Genomic DNA, 22,603 nt, shown 5'->3' with positions numbered 1-22,603 from the left:
TGCAGGCGGCCAGCCGCCCGCGGATTAAAACGGCAGAAAAGAAAAAGGGTAGCCAAGGCTACCCTTTTACTCGCTGACGCTGGAAGCCGGAGGACGAGCCTCAGTACTTCTTGCGCATCTGCTGGACGGTGCGCAGCTGGGCTGCCACTTCGGCCAGGTGAGCGGCGGCGGAGCCGTAGTTGAACTCCGCACCCTTCTCGTTGAGCGCCTTCTCGGCGGCCTTGAGGGCCTCCTGAGCGGCCGCTTCATCGATGTCGCTGGCACGAGTCACGGTGTCGGCCAGGACCTTCACCATGTTCGGCTGCACTTCGAGGAAGCCACCGGAGATGTAGAACACCTCGTGCTCGCCACCCTGCTTGACCAGGCGGATCGGGCCCGGCTTCAGATCAGTGATCAGCGGGGCGTGGCCCGGAGCGATACCCAGATCGCCCAGGTTGCCGTGCGCGATCACCATCTCGACCAGACCGGAGAAGATCTCCGCTTCGGCACTGACGATATCGCAATGGACAGTAATGGCCATACGCTTGCCTCACGAGCGCCCGTTGCCGGGCGCACAGGGGATTACAGTTTCTTGGCTTTCTCGATCGCTTCGTCGATGCTGCCAACCATGTAGAACGCCTGCTCCGGCAGGTGATCGTAGTCACCTTTCAGGATGCCGCTGAAACCAGCGATGGTGTCCTTCAGGGAAACGTACTTGCCCGGGGAGCCGGTGAAGACTTCGGCGACGAAGAACGGCTGGGACAGGAAGCGCTGGATCTTACGAGCACGGGCTACCAGTTGCTTGTCCGACTCGGACAGCTCGTCCATACCGAGGATCGCGATGATGTCCTTCAGTTCCTTGTAGCGCTGCAGTACGTACTGCACGCCACGCGCGGTCTCGTAGTGCTCCTGACCAACCACCAGCGGATCGAGCTGACGGGAGGTGGAGTCCAGCGGGTCCACGGCCGGGTAGATACCCAGGGAGGCGATGTCACGCGACAGTACGACGGTGGCGTCCAAGTGGGCGAAGGTGGTCGCCGGGCTCGGGTCGGTCAGGTCGTCCGCAGGTACGTAAACGGCCTGGATCGAGGTGATCGAACCGGTCTTGGTCGAAGTAATACGCTCCTGCAGAACGCCCATCTCTTCGGCCAGGGTCGGCTGATAACCCACTGCGGAAGGCATACGGCCGAGCAGTGCGGATACTTCGGTACCGGCGAGGGTGTAGCGGTAGATGTTGTCCACGAAGAACAGAACATCACGGCCTTCGTCACGGAACTTCTCGGCCATGGTCAGGCCGGTCAGCGCCACGCGCAGACGGTTACCCGGCGGCTCGTTCATCTGGCCATAGACCAGGGCCACTTTGTCGAGAACGTTGGAGTCCTTCATCTCGTGGTAGAAGTCGTTACCCTCGCGAGTACGCTCACCCACACCTGCGAACACGGAATAACCGCTGTGCTCGATGGCGATGTTACGGATCAGTTCCATCATGTTCACGGTCTTGCCGACGCCGGCACCGCCGAACAGGCCGACCTTACCGCCCTTGGCGAACGGGCAGACCAGGTCGATTACCTTGATACCGGTTTCCAGCAGCTCGTTGCCGCCAGCCTGCTCGGCATAGGACGGCGCAGCGCGGTGGATTTCCCACTGCTCTTCTTCGCCAATCGGGCCGGCTTCGTCAATCGGATTGCCCAGCACGTCCATGATCCGGCCCAGGGTCGCTTTACCGACCGGTACGGAGATGGCCTTGCCGGTGCGGGTGACGTCCAGGCCACGCTTCAGACCTTCGGTCGAGCCCATGGCGATGGAACGCACCACGCCGTCGCCCAGCTGCTGCTGAACTTCCAGGGTGGTTTCGGCGCCAACTACTTTCAGCGCTTCATAAACGCTCGGCACTTGATCACGCGGGAATTCCACGTCGATAACGGCGCCGATGATTTGAACGATACGTCCGCTACTCATCTTTGGTTCCTCTGAATATTTGAACCGTTCTTAAACCGCGGCAGCGCCGCCGACGATTTCCGAAATTTCCTGGGTGATCGCTGCCTGACGAGCCTTGTTGTAAATCAGCTGCAGGTCCTTGATCAGATCGCCAGCGTTGTCGGTGGCGTTCTTCATCGCGATCATCCGTGCCGCTTGTTCAGCAGCAGCGTTCTCGACCACCGCCTGGTACACCTGCGACTCCACGTAACGCACCATCAGACCGTCGAGGATCTGCTTGGCGTCGGGTTCGTACAGGTAGTCCCAGTGGTGCTTGAGACCCTCATCCGGAGTCGCCACCAGCGGAACCAGCTGCTCCACTGTCGGCTTTTGCGTCATGGTATTGACGAACTTGTTCGAGACCACGGACAGACGATCGATGCGACCTTCCAGGTAGGCATCGAGCATCACCTTGACCGAACCGATCAGATCGTTGATCGACGGTTCTTCGCCCAGGTGGCTGATCGCAGCAACGACATTGCCACCAAAGTTGCGGAAGAACGCCGCACCCTTGCTGCCAATCACGCAGAGATCAACCTCCACGCCTTGCTCGCGATTGCTCGCCATGTCCTTGACCAGAGCCTTGAACAGGTTGGTATTCAGACCACCGCACAGACCACGGTCCGAACTCACCACCACGTAACCGACGCGCTTGACTTCACGCTCGATCATGAACGGGTGACGATATTCCGGGTTGGCGTTGGCCAGATGACCAATCACCTGGCGGATACGCTCCGCGTAGGGACGACTGGCAGCCATGCGCTGTTGAGCCCTGCGCATCTTGCTGGTCGCCACCTTTTCCATGGCGCTGGTGATCTTCTGCGTGCTTTTGATGCTCGCAATCTTGCTGCGAATCTCTTTTGCGCCTGCCATGTAACACCTATCAGGTTAGCAAGCGGGGACCTCGCGGCCCCCACTGCGGCTTACCAGGTTTGGGTGGCCTTGAACTTCTCGATGCCAGCCTTCAGCTGAGCGTCGATATCGTCATTGAAGTCGCCCTTCTCGTTGATCTTCGCCATCAGCGCGGCGTTCTCACGGTTGAAGAAGGCGATCAGGGCCTGCTCGAAGCTGATGATCTTGGCGACTTCGACGTCGGCCAGGAAACCACGCTCGGCGGCATACAGGCTCACCGCCATGTCGGCGATGGACATCGGCGCGTACTGCTTCTGCTTCATCAGCTCGGTAACGCGCTGACCGTGATCCAGCTGCTTGCGGGTGGCCTCGTCCAGGTCAGAAGCGAACTGGGCGAAAGCCGCCAGTTCACGGTACTGAGCCAGAGCGGTACGGATACCACCGGACAGCTTCTTGATGATCTTGGTCTGAGCGGCACCACCCACGCGGGAAACCGAGATACCGGCGTTGACGGCCGGACGGATACCCGAGTTGAACATGGCCGATTCCAGGAAGATCTGACCGTCGGTGATCGAGATCACGTTGGTCGGAACGAACGCGGAAACGTCGCCAGCCTGGGTTTCGATGATCGGCAGAGCGGTCAGGGAACCGGTCTTGCCCTTCACGGCGCCATTGGTGAACTTCTCGACGTACTCTTCGGAAACGCGGGAAGCGCGCTCCAGCAGACGGCTGTGGAGATAGAACACGTCACCCGGGTAGGCTTCGCGGCCCGGCGGACGGCGCAGCAGCAGGGAGATCTGGCGGTAGGCCACGGCCTGCTTGGACAGGTCGTCGTACACGATCAGGGCGTCTTCACCGCGGTCGCGGAAGTATTCGCCCATGGTGCAACCGGCGTACGGCGCGAGGAACTGCAGGGCAGCCGACTCGGACGCGGACGCGGCGACCACGATGGTGTTGGCCAGGGCGCCAGCTTCTTCCAGCTTGCGCACCACGTTGGCGATGGTCGATTGCTTCTGACCGATGGCCACGTAGACGCAGCGAATGCCGCTGTTCTTCTGGTTGATGATGGCGTCGACGGCCAGAGCGGTCTTACCGATCTGACGGTCACCGATGATCAGCTCGCGCTGGCCACGGCCGACCGGGATCATGGCATCGACCGACTTGTAACCGGTCTGCACCGGCTGGTCGACCGACTTACGCCAGATCACGCCCGGAGCGACTTTCTCGACGGCGTCGGTGGCTTGAGCATTGATCGGGCCTTTGCCGTCGATCGGGTTGCCCAGGGCATCGACCACGCGGCCCAGCAGTTCCGGACCAACCGGGACTTCCAGGATGCGGCCGGTGCACTTGGCGCTCATGCCTTCGGCCAGGCTGGTGTATGCACCCAGCACTACGGCACCGACGGAGTCTTGCTCCAGGTTCAGCGCCATACCGTAGACGCCGCCCGGGAACTCGATCATTTCGCCGTACATGACGTCGGCCAGACCGTAGATACGCACGATACCGTCGGAAACGGATACCACGGTACCTTCGTTGCGGGCTTGGGAAGAGACGTCGAGTTTCTCGATACGTCCCTTGATGATTTCACTAATTTCGGAAGGATTGAGTTGCTGCATTGCTCTGCTGCCCCTTCAAACTCAAGATTTCAACGCTTCGGCCAGCTTCGCGATTTTGCCGCGAACCGAGCCATCGATAACCAGGTCGCCTGCGCGGATAACCACACCACCGATGAGGGCGGCGTCTTCCGTCACATGCAGACGCACTTCTCGGCTGAGCCGTGCGTTGAGAACCTTGGCGAGTTTGTCTTGCTGTTCTGTGCTCAATGCGAAGGCACTGGTCACTTCCACGTCCACCGACTTCTCCTGCTCGGCCTTGTACAGCTCGAACTGGGCGGCGATTTCCGGCAACAGGTCGAGACGACCGTTTTCGGAGACGACGGAAATGAAGTTGCGTGCCTGGGCGTCGAACTTGTCACCGCACACTTCGTTGAAAGCGGCGGCCTTTTCTGCGCTCGTCAAACGCGGGGCCTTGAGCACGCGCTGCATGGTGTCGTCCTGCGACACCGCTGCAGCGAGGCCCAGCATGGCCGACCATGCGGCCAGCTGCTGGTTGCCTTGGGCGTACTCGAAGGCAGCCTTAGCGTAAGGACGGGCCAGCGTGGTCAGTTCTGCCATGATCGCCCTCGCTTAGATTTCGGCTGCCAGTTTGTTAACCAGCTCCGCATGCGCGTTTTGATCGATGGTCGAGCCCAGGATCTTCTCGGCACCGGTAACGGCCAGGGCACCCACTTGGGCACGCAGGGCGTCTTTGACACCGTTGATTTCCTGCTCGATCTCGGCCTGAGCCTGAGCCTTCACGCGGTCAGCCTCGACACGAGCCTGATCACGGGCTTCGTCGACGATCTGGGTCGCGCGCTTCTTGGCTTGCTCGATGATTTCAGCAGCCTGGGTTTTGGCTTCGCGCAGTTGCTGGGCCACTTTCTCATGGGCCAGTTCCAGATCGCGAGCCGCACGGTTGGCGGCGTCCAGACCATCAGCGATCTTCTTTTGGCGTTCGCGCAGAGCCGTGATGACCGGAGGCCACACGAACTTCATGCAGAACAGCACGAAAATGAAGAACGCAACGGCCTGGCCAATCAGGGTTGCATTAATGTTCACGCCAACACCTCGCTCGTTCGTTGTTCGTCACACCAATCACTCGAAAGCGAGTGATTAGCCGGCGATTTGACCAACGAAGGGGTTCGCGAAGGTGAAGAACAGGGCGATACCCACACCGATCATGGTCACGGCGTCCAGCAGACCGGCGACGATGAACATTTTCACCTGCAGCATCGGAACCATTTCCGGCTGACGAGCAGCGCCTTCCAGGAACTTGCCGCCCAGCAGACCGAAGCCAATGGCAGTACCCAGAGCGCCCAGACCGATCAGCAGGGCAACAGCAATCGCGGTGAGACCAACTACAGTTTCCATTTTTCCTCCCGACTTTTTATGTCGTATTGGTTTAGGGGTTTAAGTGAAGCGGTAAAGCGGTTTAGCGGTACCAGAGGCGCGCAAGGCGCCTCTTAGTGGTTGTCTTCGTGCGCCATCGACAGATAGACGATGGTCAGCATCATGAAGATGAAGGCCTGCAGGGTGATGATCAGGATGTGGAACACGGCCCACGCCCAGTTCAGCGCCACGCCCAGGGTGCTCAGCAGGAACAGGCCGCTGCCGAACATCACGGCGATCAGGATGAAGATCAGCTCGCCGGCGTACATGTTGCCGAACAGACGCAGAGCCAGGGAAATCGGCTTGGCGATCAGGGTCACGAACTCAAGCAGGAAGTTCACCGGAATCAGCAGGGTCTGCACGAAGATGTTGCTGCTGCTGAATGGGTGCAGGGTCAGCTCGCCGAGGAAGCCGCCAATGCCCTTGACCTTGATGCTGTAGAACACGATCAGGGCGAACACCGACAGGGCCATGCCCAGGGTGGCGTTCGGGTCGGTGGTCGGCACCACACGGAAGAACAGGTGCTCGTTGCCGGTGATGGTGGCGGCCAGGACCGGCAGGAAGTCGACCGGTACCAGGTCCATCAAGTTCATCAGGAAGATCCAGACGAAGATGGTCAGGGCCAGCGGAGCGATCAGGGCGTTACGGCCGTGGAAGGTGTCCTTCACGCTGCCGTCGACGAACTCGATCAGCACTTCGACGAAGTTCTGCAGGCCACCCGGCTGGTCGCTGGTGGCGCGCTTGGCGGCCATGCGGAACAGCAGGATGAATACCAGGCCAAGGAAAACGGACCAGCCGAGGGTATCGACGTGGAAGGCCCAGAAGCCCATTTCCTTTGCTTCTTGCGCGGTATGGGCGAAGCCCCAGTCACCATTCGGCAGTTTCCCGAAGGTCAGGTTCTGCAGGTGGTGCTGGATATAGCCCGAAGCGGTTTGTTCTGCCATGTTTGCCTCAAACGCTCTAAGGTCTCGAAAGTCTTGTTCTCATCAACAGCGGGGCGAACCAGCCGACGCTGAGCGCCAGCACGAAGACACCGAACAGCGCCGGCGCCTCCAGCGGTTTCACCACCACGAACGCCAGTGCAAACAGCACTGCCGTCAGAATCAGCTTGCCCGCCTCGCCGGCGTAGAACGACCGGACGATGCTCTGGGCGGCCCGCGCCCCGCTGAAGCGGAACGCCTTGTGGGCGAAATACAGGTTGGGGAGCCAGGCGATGAGCCCCCCACAGAGTCCCGAGTAGCCACTCACCGCGCCGCGCCAGCCGAACAGGGCGGCAGCGGCCAGCAGGATCACGGCCAGTTGGGCCAGCAGCACCGGAAACACCGGCAGACGATGGAAGGGCAGGCGGTTCGGCGTGCGGGCGTCCATCTGTTGCTGTTCCTCTGGGTCGGCACGTTAAATCAACAACTTGGCATACTTTGTGCCGACAAAATGCGCGCAGAGTATAGGGGGGGTTCCCCCCCTGTTCAACTGGCCGGTAGTGAATTCCGACCGCCCGCTACACGGGCAACGATGAGCAATTGTTTCAGCGAATGTGGGCCAGAACGCCCTGCAGTTCGTCCAGCGAGTTGTAACGGATGACCAGCTGGCCCTTGCCCTTCTGACCATGCTTGATCTGCACCGGGGCCCCTAGCTTCTCGGCCAGGCGCTGCTCCAGGCGATTGATGTCCGGGTCGACCTTGGCCTTTTCGGCCGGCTTTTCCTTGGCGTTCAGCCACTGGCGCACCAGTGCCTCGGTTTGGCGCACGGTGAGGCCGCGTGCGACAACATGTCGCGCGCCTTCCACCTGCTGTTCCAGGGGCAGGCCGAGCAGGGCGCGGGCATGGCCCATCTCCAGGTCGCCATGGGACAGCAGGGTCTTGATCTCTTCCGGCAGGGCAATCAGGCGCAGCAGGTTGGTGATGGTCACCCGCGACTTGCCCACCGCGTCGGCGACCTGCTGCTGGGTCAGCTCGAACTCCTGCTGCAGGCGCTGCAGGGCCACGGCTTCCTCGATCGGGTTGAGGTCCTCGCGCTGGATGTTCTCGATCAGCGCCATGGCGATGGCGGCTTCGTCCGGCACTTCGCGGACCATGGCCGGGATCCTGTCCAGACCGGCCTGCTGGCTGGCGCGCCAGCGGCGTTCGCCGGCGATGATCTCGAAGCGGCCGCCACCGATGGGCCGCACCACGATCGGCTGCATCACGCCCTGGGCCTTGATCGAGTTGGCCAGCTCCTCGAGGGCGGCCGGGTCCATGTCGCGGCGCGGCTGGTACTTGCCGCGCTGGATCAGGTCCAGCGGCAGGTGCTGCAGCTCGCGGCTGTCGACCTTGACCGCCTCTTCTTCCAGGGTGGCGGCGGTGCTGCCGCCGAGCAGGGCGTCCAGTCCGCGGCCGAGTCCGCGTTTCTTGATGGCCATGGGATTCCTTTATGCGGTTGCGGTTTTCGCGCTGGCGCGCTGGCGGCGCACCAGTTCGCCGGCCAGCGCCAGGTAGGCGATGGCGCCGCGCGATTGCTTGTCGTAGGCCAGCGCCGGCATGCCGAAGCTGGGCGCCTCGGCCAGGCGCACGTTGCGCGGGATGACCACGTCGTACAGCTGCTCGCCGAAGTGCTCCTTGAGCTGGGCGCTGACGTCGTTGGTCAGGCTGATGCGCGGGTCGTACATGGTACGCAGCAGGCCCTCGATCTTCAGGCCCGGGTTGAGCAGCGCGCCGATGCGCTGGATGCTGTTCATCAGGTCGGTCAGGCCCTCCAGCGCGTAGTACTCGCACTGCATGGGGATGATCACGCCGTCGGCGGCGACCAGGGCGTTGACCGTGAGCATCGACAACGCCGGCGGGCAGTCGATGAGGATGTAGTCGTAGTTCTCGCGGATCGGCGCCAGCGCATAGCGCAGGCGGCTCTCCTTCATCTTCATTTCCAGCAGGGCGACTTCGGCGGCAGTCAGGTCGCGGTTGGCCGGCAGCAACTGGTAGCCGCCGTGCTCGGAGAACTGCATGGCCTCGCCGACGGTGCTCTCGCCGATCAGCACGTCGTAGATGGAGTGCTCCAGGGCCTGCTTATCCACACCGCTGCCCATGGTGGCGTTGCCCTGTGGATCGAGGTCGATCAGCAGCACGCGGCGCTTGGTGGCGACCAGCGAGGCGGCCAGGTTGATGCAGGTGGTGGTCTTGCCGACCCCGCCTTTCTGATTGGCGATCGCGAATACCTTGGCCATCTGTGCTTCCCCCTAGACCGAGCGTCGCAGTATCAACAGGTGACGCTGGCCTTGGCAACCGGGAACCTTGAGCACGTCGCAGCTTTGCAGGCGGAAGTCCGCCGGCAGCGCCTGCAGCTCATCGTCCGGCTGCACGCCCTTCATCGCCAGCCAGTGGGTATCGCCGTTACCCAGATGGCGGGTCCAGTCGGTGAAGTCCTGCAGCGAGCTGAAGGCGCGTGAGCAGATGCCGCTGAACGGAACTGGCGGACGAAACTCCTCGACCCGGCTGTGGATAACTTCCAGGTTGGCGAGCTTGAGCTCCAGCTTCACCTGGGTGAGGAAGCGGGTCTTCTTGCCGTTGGAGTCGAGCAGGGTGAAGCGCCGCTCGGGAAACAGGATGGCCAGGGGAATGCCGGGCATGCCGCCGCCACTGCCGACGTCCAGCCAGTTGTCACCGTATCGGGCCACGAAGGGCACCACGCTGAGGCTGTCGAGCAGATGACGCGACACCATCTCGTCCGGGTTGCGCACCGCGGTGAGGTTGTAGGCCTTGTTCCACTTGATCAACAGGGCCAGGTAGGCCAGCAGCTGTTCCTGCTGCAGGGGGCTGAGCGCCACGCCAAGCGTCTGCGCGCCCTGCGCGAGTTCATCGGCATGGCGTTGGGTAACCAGAGACATCAGGCGCTGGCCTCCAGGGTTTGGCCGGCGTTGCGCTTCTTCAGGTGGATCAGCAGCAGGGAGATGGCCGCCGGGGTCACGCCGGGAATGCGTCCGGCCTGGCCGAGGGTCTCGGGGCGGGTTTTGCCCAGCTTGCCCTGAATCTCCTTGGACAGGCCGGAGATGCCGGCGTAGTCGATGTCGGCCGGCAGCCTGATGTCCTCGCTGGCGCGCAGGCGGGCGATCTCTTCCTGCTGGCGGTCGATGTAGCCGGCGTACTTGGTCTTGATCTCCACCTGCTCGGCGACCTGGGCATCCACGGCCGGCGCTTCGGTCACTTCGGCCAGGCCGGCGTAGTCGATCTCCGGGCGGGCCAGCAGGTTGAGCAGGTTGTACTCGTGGGCCAGCGGTGTGCCGAAGCGCGCAACGATGGCATCACCCTGCGGGGTACCGGGGCGTACCCAGGTGCTTTTCAGGCGCTGTTCTTCCAGGACGATGCCCTCGCGCTTGGCCTCGAAGGCGGCCCAGCGGGTGTCGTCGATCAGCCCCAGCTCGCGGCCTTTCTCGGTCAGGCGCAGGTCGGCGTTGTCCTCGCGCAGGATCAGCCGGTACTCGGCGCGCGAAGTGAACATGCGGTAGGGCTCCTGGGTGCCCAGGGTGATCAGGTCGTCGACCAGCACGCCGATGTAGGCCTCGTCACGGCGCGGACACCAGCTGTCCTTGCCCTGGGCACGCAGCGCGGCATTGGCGCCGGCCAGCAGGCCCTGGGCGCCGGCTTCTTCGTAGCCTGTGGTGCCGTTGATCTGGCCGGCGAAGAACAGGCCGCCGATGACCTTGGTCTCCAGGCTGTACTTGAGGTCGCGCGGATCGAAGTAGTCGTACTCGATGGCGTAGCCGGGCCGCACGATGTGGGCGTTCTCCATGCCGCGAATCGAGCGCACGATCTCCAGCTGCACGTCGAACGGCAGCGAGGTGGAGATACCGTTTGGGTACAGCTCGTGGGTGGTCAGGCCTTCCGGCTCGATGAACACCTGGTGGCTGTCCTTGTCGGCGAAGCGGTGGATCTTATCCTCGATCGACGGGCAGTAGCGCGGGCCGATCCCCTCGATCACGCCCGAGTACATCGGCGAGCGATCGAGGTTGCTGGCGATGATCTCGTGGGTGCGCGCGTTGGTGTGGGTCATCCAGCAGCTGATCTGGCGCGGATGCATGGCCTGGTTGCCGAGGAAGGACATCACCGGGGTCGGGGTGTCGCCGGGTTGCTCGGTCATCACCGAGAAATCCACGGAACGACCGTCGATACGCGGCGGGGTACCGGTCTTCAGCCGGCCGACGCGCAGCGGCAGCTCGCGCAGGCGCTTGGCCAGGGCGATCGAGGGCGGGTCGCCGGCACGACCGCCGGAATAGTTCTGCAGGCCGATGTGGATAAGTCCGCCGAGGAAGGTGCCGGTGGTCAGCACCACGTTGTCGGCCATGAAACGTAGGCCCATCTGGGTAACCACGCCCTTGACCTGGTCCTGCTCGACGATCAGGTCGTCGGCGGCCTGCTGGAATATCCACAGGTTGGCCTGGTTCTCCAGGATCTCGCGGATCGCCGCCTTGTACAGCACGCGGTCGGCCTGGGCGCGGGTGGCGCGTACGGCCGGGCCCTTGCGGCTGTTGAGCACGCGGAACTGGATGCCGCCCTTGTCCGTGGCCAGCGCCATGGCGCCGCCGAGGGCATCGATTTCCTTGACCAGGTGGCTCTTGCCGATGCCGCCAATGGCCGGGTTGCAGCTCATCTGGCCGAGGGTTTCCACGTTGTGGGTCAGCAGCAGGGTCTTCACGCCCATGCGTGCGGCTGCCAGGGCAGCCTCGGTGCCGGCATGGCCGCCGCCGATCACGATCACGTCAAAACGGGAAGGGAAGTCCACCACGCACCTCGTGCCTGTTGAAAAAGAGGAATGAAAAGGGGTGGCAAGTATAGGGAGTTGACCTGCCCGAATGAAGCCTTCTGCACAAAAAATAGCCAGCGCTCGGGCTTTCAGGAAAATAGAGAATAAAAGAGAGAAATCTTATAAAGCTTAGTTTCTATGTTTATGTATGGTGCGGCGACTTTCTGTGGATAGATGGCTATAGGGCTCGCCACTCATGGAGTTCAGCGCTGTATAAGCCTGTGCCATTCCTGGCCCTTTCCACTGGGCAAGCTGAATAACCCCTGTGGATGAAATTGCTGTTTATGCACAGACGGTTTTTCCAAGACCTTTTCACCAGGCTTATCGACCGGGTTCAGGGCAGGTTTTCCACAGGGCTCAGGTTGGTTATTTGCCGATGCAGAAGCTGGAGAAGATGCGTCCGAGCAGATCGTCCGAGCTGAAGGCTCCGGTGATTTCGCCCAGTGCTTGCTGGGCCTGGCGCAGATCCTCGGCCAGCAGTTCGCCGGCGCCCATCAGGGTCAGCTGGTTGCGTCCATGCTCCAGGCTGGCCTGGGCCTGGCGTAGCGCCTCCAGGTGACGGCGGCGCGCGCTGAAGCCGCTCTCGGCGGTCTGCTCGAAGCCCATGCAGGCCTTCAGGTGCTCGCGCAACAGATCCAGGCCGTCGGCCGACTTGGCCGACAGGGCGATGGTGACATGGCCGTCGCTGCAGGTTTCCAGGGCGACGGCTTCGCCGGACAGGTCGGCCTTGTTGCGGATCAGGGTGACCCGCGCCGGGTCGGGTTTGCTGTCGAGAAACTCCGGCCACAGGGCGAAGGGATCGGCGGCTTCCGGTGCAGTGGAGTCCACCACCAGCAGCACCCTATCCGCCTCGCCGATGGCCTTGAGCGCGCGCTCCACGCCGATGCGCTCCACCTGATCCTCGGTGTCGCGCAGGCCGGCGGTGTCCACCACGTGCAGCGGCATGCCATCGATGTGGATATGTTCGCGCAGCACGTCGCGGGTAGTACCGGCGATATCGGTGACGATGGCCGCCTCGCGCCCGGCCAGGGCATTGAGCAGGCTGGACTTGCCAGCGTTGGGCCGGCCGGCGATGACCACGTTCATGCCGTCGCGCAGCAGGGCGCCCTGACCGGCCTCGCGCAACACGGTGGACAAGTACTCGCGCACCGCGTCGAGCTGGCTCAGCACATGGCCGTCGGCGAGGAAGTCGATCTCTTCCTCGGGGAAGTCGATGGCGGCCTCCACGTAGATGCGCAGCTGGATCAGCCGTTCGGTCAGCTCGTGCACCCGCCGCGAAAACTCGCCTTGCAGCGAGCGCAGGGCATTGCGCGCGGCCTGGGCCGAACTGGCCTCGATCAGGTCGGCGATGGCCTCGGCCTGGGCCAGGTCGAGCTTGTCGTTGAGGAAGGCGCGCTCGCTGAATTCTCCCGGGCGCGCCTGCCGCGCGCCGAGCTGCAGGCAGCGCTGCAGCAGCATGTCCAGCACCACCGGGCCGCCGTGCCCTTGCAGCTCCAGCACGTCTTCGCCAGTGAAGGAATGCGGGCCGGGAAAGAACAGCAGCAGGCCCTGGTCGATCACCTGGCCATCGTCGTCGTGCCAGGGGCCGTAGTGGGCGTGGCGCGGCTTGGGCTCCAGGCCGGACAGGCTGATGCCGATGGCGCGCGCACGTGGCCCGGACACGCGCACGATGCCGACGCCCCCGCGACCCTGGGCGGTGGCGACGGCGGCAATGGTTTCACGGGCGCTGGTCATGCTGGTGTTCTCGGCTGTGGATATCTGACAGATAGCAAAACGCCCCACGAGGGGGCGTCTTGTGCAGCTTAGCGGGTTCAGGCTTTTGCCGTGGCCGCCTCGATCTGCCGGGTAATGTACCACTGCTGGGCGATGGACAGGACGTTGTTGACCACCCAGTACAGCACCAGACCGGCGGGGAACCAGAGGAAGAAGAAGGTGAAGATGATCGGCATCAGCTTCATCACCTTGGCCTGCATGGGGTCCGGCGGGGTCGGGTTGAGGTGCTGCTGGATGAACATGGTGGCGCCCATGATGATCGGCAGCAGGAAGTAGGGGTCCTTGATCGACAGGTCGGTGATCCAGCCCAGCCACGGGGCCTGGCGCATCTCGACGCTTTCCAGCAGCACCCAGTAGAGCGCCAGGAACACCGGCATCTGCACCAGGATCGGCAGGCAGCCACCGAGCGGGTTGATCTTCTCCTTCTTGTACAGCTCCATCATCGCCTGGGACATCTTCTGCCGGTCGTCGCCGAACTGCTCCTTGAGGGCCTGCAGCTTGGGCGATACGGCACGCATGCGCGCCATCGACTTGTAGCTGGCGGCCGACAGCGGGAAGAACGCCAGCTTGATGATGATGGTGAGGAAGATGATCGACCAGCCCCAGTTGCCGAGCAGGCTGTGGATATGTTCCAGCAGCCAGAAGATCGGCTGGGCGAGGAACCACAGGAAGCCGTAGTCGACGGTCAGTTCCAGGCCCGGGGACAGCTCGGCCAGCTTGTCCTGCATCTTCGGACCGGCATACAGGGTGGCGCCGGTCTCGGCGCTGGCGCCGGCAGCGACACTCAACAGCGGGCCGGTGAAACCGATGATGTAGTTGCCCTGGCTGTCCTTGCGGGTCTGCACGCTGTTGTTGTCGTCCTTGGCACCGACCCAGGCGGTGACGAAGTAGTGCTGCAACCAGGCAACCCAGCCGCCCTGCACGGTTTCGCGCAGGTTCTTGTCGTCCATGTCGCTCATGGAGACTTTCTTGTAGGGCTCCTCGGCGGTCCACAGGGCCGCACCCAGGTAGGTGGCCGTGCCGGTGGCGGTGGTGGAGGACGGATCGGCGCTGTTGTCGCGCTTGAGCTGGGCGTAGAAGTTACCGCTCCAGGGCTGGCCGCTCTGGTTGTCGATCTTGTAGTCGACTTTCAGGTCGTACTGGCCGCGCTCGAAGCTGAAGCGCTTGACGTAGTTGACCCCGGCCTCGGCGTAAGTCAGCTCGACCACCAGCTGGTCCTGGCCCTCGGCCAGTTCATAGCTGCGCTGGGCGCTGCTCCACAGGGCGCGGCCGCTGGACTTGTCCGGGGCGTTGCTGCCGATCAGGCCGCTCTGCGCCAGGTAGGTGCGCTCGCCGCCGTTGTCGAACAGCTGGAAGGGCACGTCCGGACGATCCTGGCGGCGCGGGTAGGCCGGCAGGGTCAGCTGGACGATATCGCCGCCCTTGGGATCGATGGCCAGGTCCAGGACGTCGGTCTTCACACGGATCAGCTCGTCGCTGACGGCGGCCGGGGCGGCCAGTTGCGGATTGGCTTCACCGTTGGCGGTCGGTACGTCATCGCCGCTGTTGCTGGCGCTAGGGCTGTCCGGCAGCGCGGCGGCCTGGTTGCCGCCGACGGTGGCGCTGGCCGAGGCCGGGAGAGCGGCCTGGCCGTAGTCCTGGTTCCACTGCAGCACCATCAGGTAGGAGACGATGGCCAGGGCGACGAGCAGGATCGAGCGTTGGATGTCCATGGATTACTCGGTCATCGAAGGGGAAGAAGGAGGTGGAACCGGATCGTAGCCACCGGGATTCCACGGATGGCAGCGGCCCAGGCGACGCAGGCCGAGCCAGCCGCCACGCAGCACGCCATGGATCTCGATGGCTTGCTGGGTGTAACAGGAGCAGCTGGGATAGAAGCGACAGTGACTGGCCATCAAGGGGCTGATGGCGTAGCGGTAGAACTGGATCGGAAGGATGGCCAGTTTACGCATGGGGGCTGTCGCTTACCCCGGGAGGAGCGGCTGAGGGGCGTTGCTTGGCCAGGCGTCTCCAGAGTTTGCCGAACTGCTGTTGCAGTTCCGGATTGTCCAGATCGCCGAGGCCTTTGCGCGCCACCACGACAATGTCCAGTCCGGCCAGCAACTCCTGATTGAGCCGGAAGGAATCCCGGATCACGCGTTTCAGGCGATTACGCTGGACGGAGAGCTTGACGCTTTTCTTGCCGATCACCAGCCCCAAGCGGGGATGGTCGAGATCATTGGCGCGAGCGAGGAGCAGGACGTTCTTGCCTGGAGCCTTGCCGCTTGGTGAGTCGAAGACCGCCTTGAAGTGCCGGGGTGTCAGCAGGCGCTTTTCCCGACCGAAGTCTCGACTCACCACCCGTTCCGTTTATCAGACGGTCAGGCGCTTGCGGCCCTTGGCGCGACGACGCGACAGGACGGCACGGCCGTTCTTGGTGGCCATGCGGGCGCGGAAACCGTGAACGCGAGCGCGCTTGAGGGTGCTGGGTTGGAAAGTACGTTTCATGATGCTTTACCTGGGTGGTCCACTACGGGCCGGAATGGCCCCCGTTTGAAAGAGACCGGCGATTCTAGAGAAACCGCGGCCTCAGGTCAATTTCCAACCAGGCCTGAAGAAGGGATAGAAGATAAAAGGAAAGAAATTATTTAAAAGATCGTTCTAGTAACTCTTTCTAGTGGGGCTCCGCGCTGTGGAAAACCCGCTGCAGCCCTTGGTTTTCAGGTGCTCCAGCCCGGGAAAAGGTTGTCTGCAACCGGTGCGTCAGGTGTGCGGCAGCCGTGCACGAGGTGTGGAGAAAGGCCGTTGTTACCCACAGGGGCATTTTCCACGGCGGCGTCCCCAGGCTTTTCCACCGCCCTTGGGTTACCTTTATCCACAGTTTTGCGGTGACCTGGCGAGAAGCTTGGAAACACAAATAAATCCTTGATTTTGCTTGGTTGAAATCGATCAATCGTGTGGATAACTCGGGGGGGCAAGGCTACAATGCAGGCTGTTTTTTGCTTCGCCAACCGTAGCGATCCCAGGGGATTTCAGTGTCCGTAGAACTTTGGCAGCAGTGTGTGGAGCTGCTTCGCGACGAGTTGCCCGCCCAACAATTCAACACCTGGATCCGCCCCCTGCAGGTGGAGTCCGCCGGCGACGAGTTGCGCGTCTATGCGCCCAACCGTTTCGTCCTCGACTGGGTCAACGAGAAGTACATGGTGCGCCTGCTCGAGCTGCTGGCCGAGCGCGCCAATGGTCTGGCCCCGGCGCTGTCGCTGCTGATCGGCAGCAAGCGTCCCGCGGCACCGCGCATGGTTGCACCCGTGGCGCCTTCTTCTATTAATAGTGCCCCAGCGGCAGCCGTCGCTCCGGCGGCGGTCGCCGAGGATCTGCCCAGCGATCCGCTGGCCACGGTCGCGCCACCCACCGCCGCCAGTCGCCCGGCCGAGCGCACCGTGCAGGTGGAAGGTGCGCTCAAGCACACCAGCTACCTGAACCGCACCTTCACCTTCGAGAACTTCGTCGAGGGCAAGTCCAACCAGATGGCCCGCGCCGCGGCCTGGCAGGTGGCGGACAACCTCAAGCATGGCTACAACCCGCTGTTCCTCTATGGCGGCGTCGGCCTGGGCAAGACCCACCTGATGCATGCGGTGGGCAACCACCTGCTGAAGAAGAACCCGAATGCCAAGGTGGTGTACCTGCATTCCGAGCGCTTCGTCGCCGACATGGTCAAGGCGCTGCAGCTCAACGCGATCAACGAGTTCAAGCGCTTCTACCGTTCGGTGGATGCGCTGCTGATCGACGACATCCAGTTCTTCGCCAAGAAGGAGCGTTCCCAGGAAGAGTTCTTCCACACCTTCAATGCGCTGCTCGAGGGCGGCCAGCAGGTGATCCTCACCAGCGACCGCTATCCGAAGGAAATCGAGGGCCTGGAAGAGCGCCTGAAGTCACGTTTCGGCTGGGGCTTGACGGTGGCGGTGGAGCCGCCGGAGCTGGAGACTCGCGTGGCCATCCTGATGAAGAAGGCCGAGCAGACCAAGGTCGACCTGCCGCACGATGCAGCCTTCTTCATCGCCCAGCGTATCCGCTCCAACGTGCGTGAACTGGAAGGCGCGCTGAAGCGGGTGATCGCCCACTCGCACTTCACCAACCAGCCGATCAGCATCGAGCTGATCCGCGAGTCGCTGAAGGACCTGCTGGCCCTGCAGGACAAGCTGGTCAGCGTCGACAATATCCAGCGCACGGTGGCCGAGTACTACAAGATCAAGATCGCCGATCTGCTTTCCAAGCGTCGCTCTCGTTCGGTGGCGCGGCCGCGCCAGGTGGCGATGGCCCTGTCCAAGGAACTGACCAACCACAGCCTGCCGGAAATCGGCGATGCTTTTGGCGGAAGAGACCACACCACAGTGCTGCACGCCTGTCGTAAGATTGCGGAATTGCGCGAAGCCGACGCGGATATCCGCGAGGACTACAAGAACCTGCTGCGCACCCTGACCACCTGATCGCAGCCCACAAGGCAAGGGACTAGACCATGCATTTCACCATTCAACGCGAAGCCCTGTTGAAACCCCTGCAACTGGTCGCCGGCGTCGTCGAACGCCGCCAGACCCTGCCGGTCCTGTCGAACGTGCTGCTGGTGGTCGAAGGCCAGCAGCTGTCGCTGACCGGTACCGACCTGGAAGTCGAGCTGGTTGGTCGCGTGACCCTGGAAGACAGTGCCGAGCCGGGTGAGATCACCGTACCGGCGCGCAAGCTGATGGATATCTGCAAGAGCCTGCCGAGCGATGCGCTGATCGACATCCGCGTCGACGAGCAGAAGCTGGTGGTCAAGGCCGGGCGCAGCCGCTTCACCCTGTCGACCCTGCCGGCCAATGACTTTCCCACCGTCGAAGAAGGCCCGGGTTCGCTGACCTTCAACCTGGTACAGAGCAAGCTGCGTCGCCTGATCGATCGCACCAGCTTCGCCATGGCCCAGCAGGACGTGCGCTACTACCTCAACGGCATGCTGATCGAGGTGCAGACCGGTGTGCTGCGCGCCGTTGCCACCGACGGTCACCGCCTGGCCATGTGCGCCATGGAGGCCGCCATCGAGCACACCGAGAAGCACCAGGTGATCGTGCCGCGCAAGGGCATCCTCGAACTGGCCCGTCTGCTCACCGAGCAGGACGGCGAAGTATCCATTGTGCTCGGTGCGAACCATATCCGCGCTACCACCGGTGAGTTCACCTTCACCTCCAAGCTGGTCGACGGCAAGTTCCCGGACTACGAGCGAGTGCTGCCGCGTGGTGGCGACAAGCTGGTGATCGGTGATCGCCAGGCCCTGCGTGAAGCCTTCAGCCGTACCGCGATCCTGTCCAACGAGAAGTACCGCGGCATTCGCCTGCAGCTGGCCAGCGGCCTGCTGAAGATCCAGGCCAACAACCCGGAGCAGGAAGAAGCTGAAGAGGAAGTGGTGGTCGACTACAACGGCGGCTCCCTGGAGATCGGCTTCAACGTTAGCTATCTGCTCGACGTGCTGGGCGTGATGACCACCGAACAGGTGCGCCTGATTCTTTCCGATGCCAACAGCAGCGCCCTGGTGCAGGAAGCCGGCAACGACGACTCCTCTTACGTCGTTATGCCGATGCGTCTGTAATATCCGCTGAATGTCCCTTTCCCGCGTCACCGTCACCGCGGTGCGAAACCTGCACCCGGTGACGCTCTCCCCCTCCCCCCGCATCAATATCCTTCACGGCGCCAACGGCAGCGGCAAGACGAGCCTGCTGGAAGCCATCCATTTGCTTGGCCTCGCCCGCTCCTTCCGCAGCAACAAATTGCAGCCGATGATCCAGTACGAGCAGCCGGCCTGTACCGTGTTCGGTCAGGTGCAACGTGAGGATGGCTTGCACAGCAACCTGGGTATTTCCCGTGACCGTCAGGGCGAACTGCAGATCCGCATCGATGGGCAGAACGCGCGGAGTACCGCGCAGCTGGCCGAGATCCTGCCGTTACAGGTGATCAATCCGGACAGCTTTCGTCTGCTTGAAGGGGCACCCAAGGTCCGTCGGCAGTTCCTCGACTGGGGAGTGTTCCACGTGGAACCACGCTTCCTGCCGGCCTGGCAGCGCCTGCAGAAGGCCCTGCGGCAGCGGAACTCGTGGCTGCGGCATGGTACACTGGACGCCGCGTCGCAAGCGGCCTGGGACCGAGAACTGTGCCTGGCCAGCGACGAGCTGGATGGCTATCGGCGGGCCTATATCCAGGCCCTGAAACCGGTGTTCGAACAGGTGCTGGGCGAGCTGGTGGAGATCGAGGGGCTGACCCTCAGCTACTACCGCGGCTGGGACAAGGACAAATCGCTGGCCGATGTACTGGCCGCTACCCTGCCCCGCGATCAGCAGCTCGGTCATACCCAGGCCGGTCCGCAGCGTGCCGACTTGCGCCTGCGGCTGGGAATGAATAATGCCGCGGAGATATTGTCCCGCGGTCAGCAGAAGCTGGTGGTGTGTGCCTTGCGTATCGCCCAGGGGCATCTGCTGAACCAGGCCAAACAAGGCCAATGCATCTATCTGGTGGACGACCTGCCGTCGGAGCTGGATGAGCGACACCGACAGGCCCTGTGCCGCCTGCTGGATGATTTGCAGTGCCAGGTGTTCATCACCTGTGTCGACCACGAATATTTGAAGGATGGCTGGCGCACGGACACGCCGGTCGCCATGTTCCACGTGGAACATGGAGTGATCACCGCATCGGGAGTGAACGCATGAGCGACGAGAACAACACGTACGACTCCTCGAGTATCAAGGTACTCAAAGGTCTGGATGCCGTACGCAAGCGCCCGGGCATGTACATCGGCGACACCGATGACGGCACCGGCCTGCACCACATGGTGTTCGAGGTGGTGGACAACTCCATCGACGAGGCGCTGGCCGGCTACTGCTCCGAGATCAGCATCACCATCCACCCCGACGAGTCCATCAGCGTGCGCGACAACGGTCGCGGCATCCCGGTGGACATGCACAAGGAAGAAGGCGTCTCCGCAGCCGAGGTCATCATGACCGTGCTGCACGCCGGCGGTAAGTTCGACGACAACAGCTACAAGGTGTCCGGCGGCCTGCACGGTGTGGGCGTCTCGGTGGTCAACGCGCTGTCCAAGGAACTGGTGCTGACCATCCGCCGCAGCGGCAAGATCTGGGAGCAGACCTACGTGCACGGCGTGCCGCAGGCACCGCTGGCCCCGGTCGGCGACAGCGAGGGCACCGGCACGCAGATTCACTTCAAGCCGTCCGAAGACACCTTCAAGAACATCCACTTCAGCTGGGACATCCTGGCCAAGCGCCTGCGCGAGCTGTCCTTCCTCAACTCCGGCGTCGGCATCCTGCTCAAGGATGAACGCACCGGCAAGGAAGAGCTGTTCAAGTACGAGGGCGGCCTCAAGGCCTTCGTCGAGTACCTGAACACCAACAAGACCATCGTCAACCAGGTGTTCCACTTCAACGTGCAGCGCGAGGAAGACGGCGTCGGCGTGGAAGTGGCCCTGCAGTGGAACGACAGCTTCAACGAGAACATCCTCTGCTTCACCAACAACATTCCCCAGCGTGACGGCGGTACCCACCTGGCTGGCTTCCGCTCCGCCCTCACCCGCCACCTGAACAACTACATCGAGCAGGAAGGCCTGGCGAAGAAGTTCAAGATCGCCACCACCGGCGACGATGCCCGTGAAGGCCTGACCGCGATCATCTCGGTCAAGGTGCCGGATCCGAAGTTCAGCTCGCAGACCAAGGACAAGCTGGTCTCCTCCGAGGTGAAGACCGCAGTCGAGCAGGAAATGGGCAAGTACTTCGGCGACTTCCTGCTGGAGAACCCCAACGAGGCCAAGGCCGTGGTCGGCAAGATGATCGACGCCGCCCGTGCCCGCGAGGCTGCGCGCAAGGCACGCGAGATGACCCGCCGCAAGGGCGCGCTGGACATCGCCGGCCTGCCCGGCAAGCTGGCCGACTGCCAGGAAAAAGATCCGGCGCTGTCCGAACTCTACATCGTGGAGGGTGACTCCGCGGGCGGTTCTGCCAAGCAGGGCCGCAACCGCAAGACCCAGGCGATCCTGCCGCTCAAGGGCAAGATCCTCAACGTCGAGAAGGCGCGCTTCGACAAGATGCTCTCCTCCCAGGAGGTCGGTACCCTGATCACCGCCCTCGGCTGTGGCATCGGCCGCGAGGAGTACAACATCGACAAGCTGCGCTACCACAACATCATCATCATGACCGATGCCGACGTTGACGGTTCGCACATCCGCACCCTGCTGCTGACCTTCTTCTTCCGTCAGCTGCCGGAACTGATCGAGCGCGGTTACATCTACATCGCCCAGCCGCCGCTGTACAAGGTGAAGAAAGGCAAGCAGGAGCAGTACATCAAGGACGACGAGGCCATGGACGAGTACATGACCCAGTCGGCCCTGGAAGAGGCCAGCCTGCACGTCAACGAGAATGCCCCGGGCCTGTCTGGCGAGGCGCTGGAGCGGCTGGTCAACGACTACCGCGCGGTGATCAAGACCCTCGGCCGCCTGTCGCGCGTTTACCCGCAGGACATCACCGAGCACATGGTCTACCTGCCGCGCGTGAGCGTCGAGCAACTGGCCGACCAGGCTGCCATGCAAGCCTGGCTGGAAGCCTTCCAGGCGCGCCTGAAGGGCGCCGAGAAGTCCGGCCAGACCTACAGTGCCAGCCTGCGCGAGGATCGCGAGCGCCACCTGTGGCTGCCGGAGGTGGAAGTGCTGGCCCACGGCCTGTCCAGCTACATCACCTTCAACCGCGACTTCTTCGCCAGCAACGACTACAAATCGGTCACCGCGCTGGGCGACCAGCTCAACAGCCTGCTGGAAGACGGTGCCTACGTGCAGCGTGGTGAGCGCAAGAAGGCGGTCAGCACCTTCAAGGAAGCCTTCGAGTGGCTGAAGACCGAGAGCACCAAGCGTCATAGCATCCAGCGCTACAAGGGTCTTGGCGAGATGAACCCGGAGCAGCTGTGGGAAACCACCATGGACCCGACCGTGCGCCGCATGCTCAAGGTGACCATCGAGGATGCCATCGCCGCCGACCAGATCTTCAACACCCTGATGGGCGATGCCGTGGAGCCGCGTCGCGACTTCATCGAATCCAACGCCCTGGCGGTGTCGAATCTGGACTTCTGATCCAGTCGCTAGAAGAAACCCCGGCCCAAGCGCCGGGGTTTTTATTTCTGCTGCTATGGCGAAAGGCTTACACGCCGAAGCGGAACGGGCTTCTGCCCTCCCCGCCGGGTCCCGGCTAATCTACACACAGCTGCCG

General features: G+C 62.8%; 22 protein-coding genes. 4 read left to right on the top strand and 18 right to left on the bottom strand.

Annotated elements, in window-relative coordinates:
- Positions 1-100: 100 nt before the first annotated feature.
- The 18 genes from DMO17_RS01880 to rpmH form a co-directional block, all read right to left on the bottom strand.
- Positions 101-520: a F0F1 ATP synthase subunit epsilon gene (locus DMO17_RS01880; RefSeq protein ID WP_110680609.1), complete on the bottom strand. Its 420-nt coding sequence runs from the start codon at positions 518-520 to the stop codon at positions 101-103.
- Between the two features lie 41 nt (positions 521-561).
- Positions 562-1,938: a F0F1 ATP synthase subunit beta gene (gene atpD / locus DMO17_RS01875; RefSeq protein ID WP_110680608.1), complete on the bottom strand. Its 1,377-nt coding sequence runs from the start codon at positions 1,936-1,938 to the stop codon at positions 562-564.
- 30 nt (positions 1,939-1,968) lie between these two features.
- On the bottom strand, positions 1,969-2,829 hold the full coding sequence (gene atpG / locus DMO17_RS01870) for a F0F1 ATP synthase subunit gamma (protein ID WP_110680607.1): 861 nt from the start codon (positions 2,827-2,829) through the stop codon (positions 1,969-1,971).
- Positions 2,830-2,879: 50 nt separating this feature from the next.
- Complete coding sequence (atpA, locus tag DMO17_RS01865) at positions 2,880-4,424, bottom strand: F0F1 ATP synthase subunit alpha (protein ID WP_110680606.1); 1,545 nt, start codon at positions 4,422-4,424, stop codon at positions 2,880-2,882.
- A 21-nt stretch (positions 4,425-4,445) separates the two neighbouring features.
- Positions 4,446-4,982 (bottom strand): F0F1 ATP synthase subunit delta, encoded by a 537-nt coding sequence (locus DMO17_RS01860; protein ID WP_110680605.1) that lies wholly within the window; start codon positions 4,980-4,982, stop codon positions 4,446-4,448.
- Positions 4,983-4,994: 12 nt separating this feature from the next.
- Complete coding sequence (locus DMO17_RS01855; protein WP_110680604.1) at positions 4,995-5,465, bottom strand: F0F1 ATP synthase subunit B; 471 nt, start codon at positions 5,463-5,465, stop codon at positions 4,995-4,997.
- Between the two features lie 54 nt (positions 5,466-5,519).
- Positions 5,520-5,777: a F0F1 ATP synthase subunit C gene (gene atpE, locus DMO17_RS01850; RefSeq protein ID WP_003097235.1), complete on the bottom strand. Its 258-nt coding sequence runs from the start codon at positions 5,775-5,777 to the stop codon at positions 5,520-5,522.
- Between the two features lie 92 nt (positions 5,778-5,869).
- Positions 5,870-6,739, bottom strand: coding sequence for a F0F1 ATP synthase subunit A (atpB, locus tag DMO17_RS01845; protein ID WP_110680603.1), 870 nt, complete (start codon positions 6,737-6,739; stop codon positions 5,870-5,872).
- 16 nt (positions 6,740-6,755) lie between these two features.
- A complete protein-coding gene (locus DMO17_RS01840) occupies positions 6,756-7,163 on the bottom strand; it encodes a F0F1 ATP synthase subunit I (protein ID WP_110680602.1) in 408 nt (135 codons plus the stop codon).
- A gap of 157 nt (positions 7,164-7,320) precedes the next feature.
- The gene (locus DMO17_RS01835; protein ID WP_110680601.1) at positions 7,321-8,193 is read right to left on the bottom strand and encodes a ParB/RepB/Spo0J family partition protein; all 873 of its coding nucleotides are present in this window, start codon (positions 8,191-8,193) and stop codon (positions 7,321-7,323) included.
- A gap of 9 nt (positions 8,194-8,202) precedes the next feature.
- On the bottom strand, positions 8,203-8,991 hold the full coding sequence (locus tag DMO17_RS01830; RefSeq protein WP_110680600.1) for a ParA family protein: 789 nt from the start codon (positions 8,989-8,991) through the stop codon (positions 8,203-8,205).
- Between the two features lie 12 nt (positions 8,992-9,003).
- Complete coding sequence (rsmG, locus tag DMO17_RS01825) at positions 9,004-9,651, bottom strand: 16S rRNA (guanine(527)-N(7))-methyltransferase RsmG (RefSeq protein ID WP_110680599.1); 648 nt, start codon at positions 9,649-9,651, stop codon at positions 9,004-9,006.
- Entirely contained in the window at positions 9,651-11,543 is a 1,893-nt protein-coding gene (gene mnmG, locus DMO17_RS01820; RefSeq protein WP_110680598.1) for a tRNA uridine-5-carboxymethylaminomethyl(34) synthesis enzyme MnmG, read from the bottom strand. Before mnmG ends, rsmG begins: the two co-directional genes overlap by 1 nt.
- A gap of 387 nt (positions 11,544-11,930) precedes the next feature.
- The gene (gene mnmE, locus DMO17_RS01815) at positions 11,931-13,298 is read right to left on the bottom strand and encodes a tRNA uridine-5-carboxymethylaminomethyl(34) synthesis GTPase MnmE (RefSeq protein WP_110680597.1); all 1,368 of its coding nucleotides are present in this window, start codon (positions 13,296-13,298) and stop codon (positions 11,931-11,933) included.
- A gap of 77 nt (positions 13,299-13,375) precedes the next feature.
- A complete protein-coding gene (yidC, locus tag DMO17_RS01810; RefSeq protein WP_110680596.1) occupies positions 13,376-15,049 on the bottom strand; it encodes a membrane protein insertase YidC in 1,674 nt (557 codons plus the stop codon).
- A 3-nt stretch (positions 15,050-15,052) separates the two neighbouring features.
- Complete coding sequence (gene yidD, locus DMO17_RS01805) at positions 15,053-15,289, bottom strand: membrane protein insertion efficiency factor YidD (RefSeq protein ID WP_110680595.1); 237 nt, start codon at positions 15,287-15,289, stop codon at positions 15,053-15,055.
- Positions 15,282-15,677 (bottom strand): ribonuclease P protein component, encoded by a 396-nt coding sequence (gene rnpA, locus DMO17_RS01800; protein WP_110680594.1) that lies wholly within the window; start codon positions 15,675-15,677, stop codon positions 15,282-15,284. Before rnpA ends, yidD begins: the two co-directional genes overlap by 8 nt.
- 12 nt (positions 15,678-15,689) lie before the next feature.
- A complete protein-coding gene (gene rpmH / locus DMO17_RS01795) occupies positions 15,690-15,824 on the bottom strand; it encodes a 50S ribosomal protein L34 (RefSeq protein WP_021702523.1) in 135 nt (44 codons plus the stop codon).
- A gap of 527 nt (positions 15,825-16,351) precedes the next feature.
- Between rpmH and dnaA the strand changes: the two genes are divergently transcribed.
- From dnaA to gyrB, 4 genes are read left to right on the top strand one after another with little or no spacing between them, the layout of a single operon-like run.
- A complete protein-coding gene (gene dnaA, locus DMO17_RS01790) occupies positions 16,352-17,803 on the top strand; it encodes a chromosomal replication initiator protein DnaA (protein WP_110680593.1) in 1,452 nt (483 codons plus the stop codon).
- A 29-nt stretch (positions 17,804-17,832) separates the two neighbouring features.
- Positions 17,833-18,936 carry a DNA polymerase III subunit beta gene (dnaN, locus tag DMO17_RS01785; RefSeq protein ID WP_021702521.1) on the top strand — a complete coding sequence of 368 codons (1,104 nt, stop codon included), beginning with the start codon at positions 17,833-17,835 and terminating at the stop codon, positions 18,934-18,936.
- Positions 18,937-18,946: 10 nt separating this feature from the next.
- Positions 18,947-20,047 carry a DNA replication/repair protein RecF gene (recF, locus tag DMO17_RS01780; protein WP_110680592.1) on the top strand — a complete coding sequence of 367 codons (1,101 nt, stop codon included), beginning with the start codon at positions 18,947-18,949 and terminating at the stop codon, positions 20,045-20,047.
- Positions 20,044-22,467 carry a DNA topoisomerase (ATP-hydrolyzing) subunit B gene (gene gyrB / locus DMO17_RS01775; RefSeq protein ID WP_110680591.1) on the top strand — a complete coding sequence of 808 codons (2,424 nt, stop codon included), beginning with the start codon at positions 20,044-20,046 and terminating at the stop codon, positions 22,465-22,467. Before recF ends, gyrB begins: the two co-directional genes overlap by 4 nt.
- Positions 22,468-22,603: the final 136 nt, after the last annotated feature.

Source organism: Aquipseudomonas alcaligenes (assembly GCF_003205495.1).
Lineage (GTDB): Bacteria > Pseudomonadota > Gammaproteobacteria > Pseudomonadales > Pseudomonadaceae > Aquipseudomonas > Aquipseudomonas alcaligenes_B.
The sequence above is the reverse complement of the archived record's forward strand: the minus strand, read 5'-3'. Positions and strand labels throughout refer to the sequence as shown.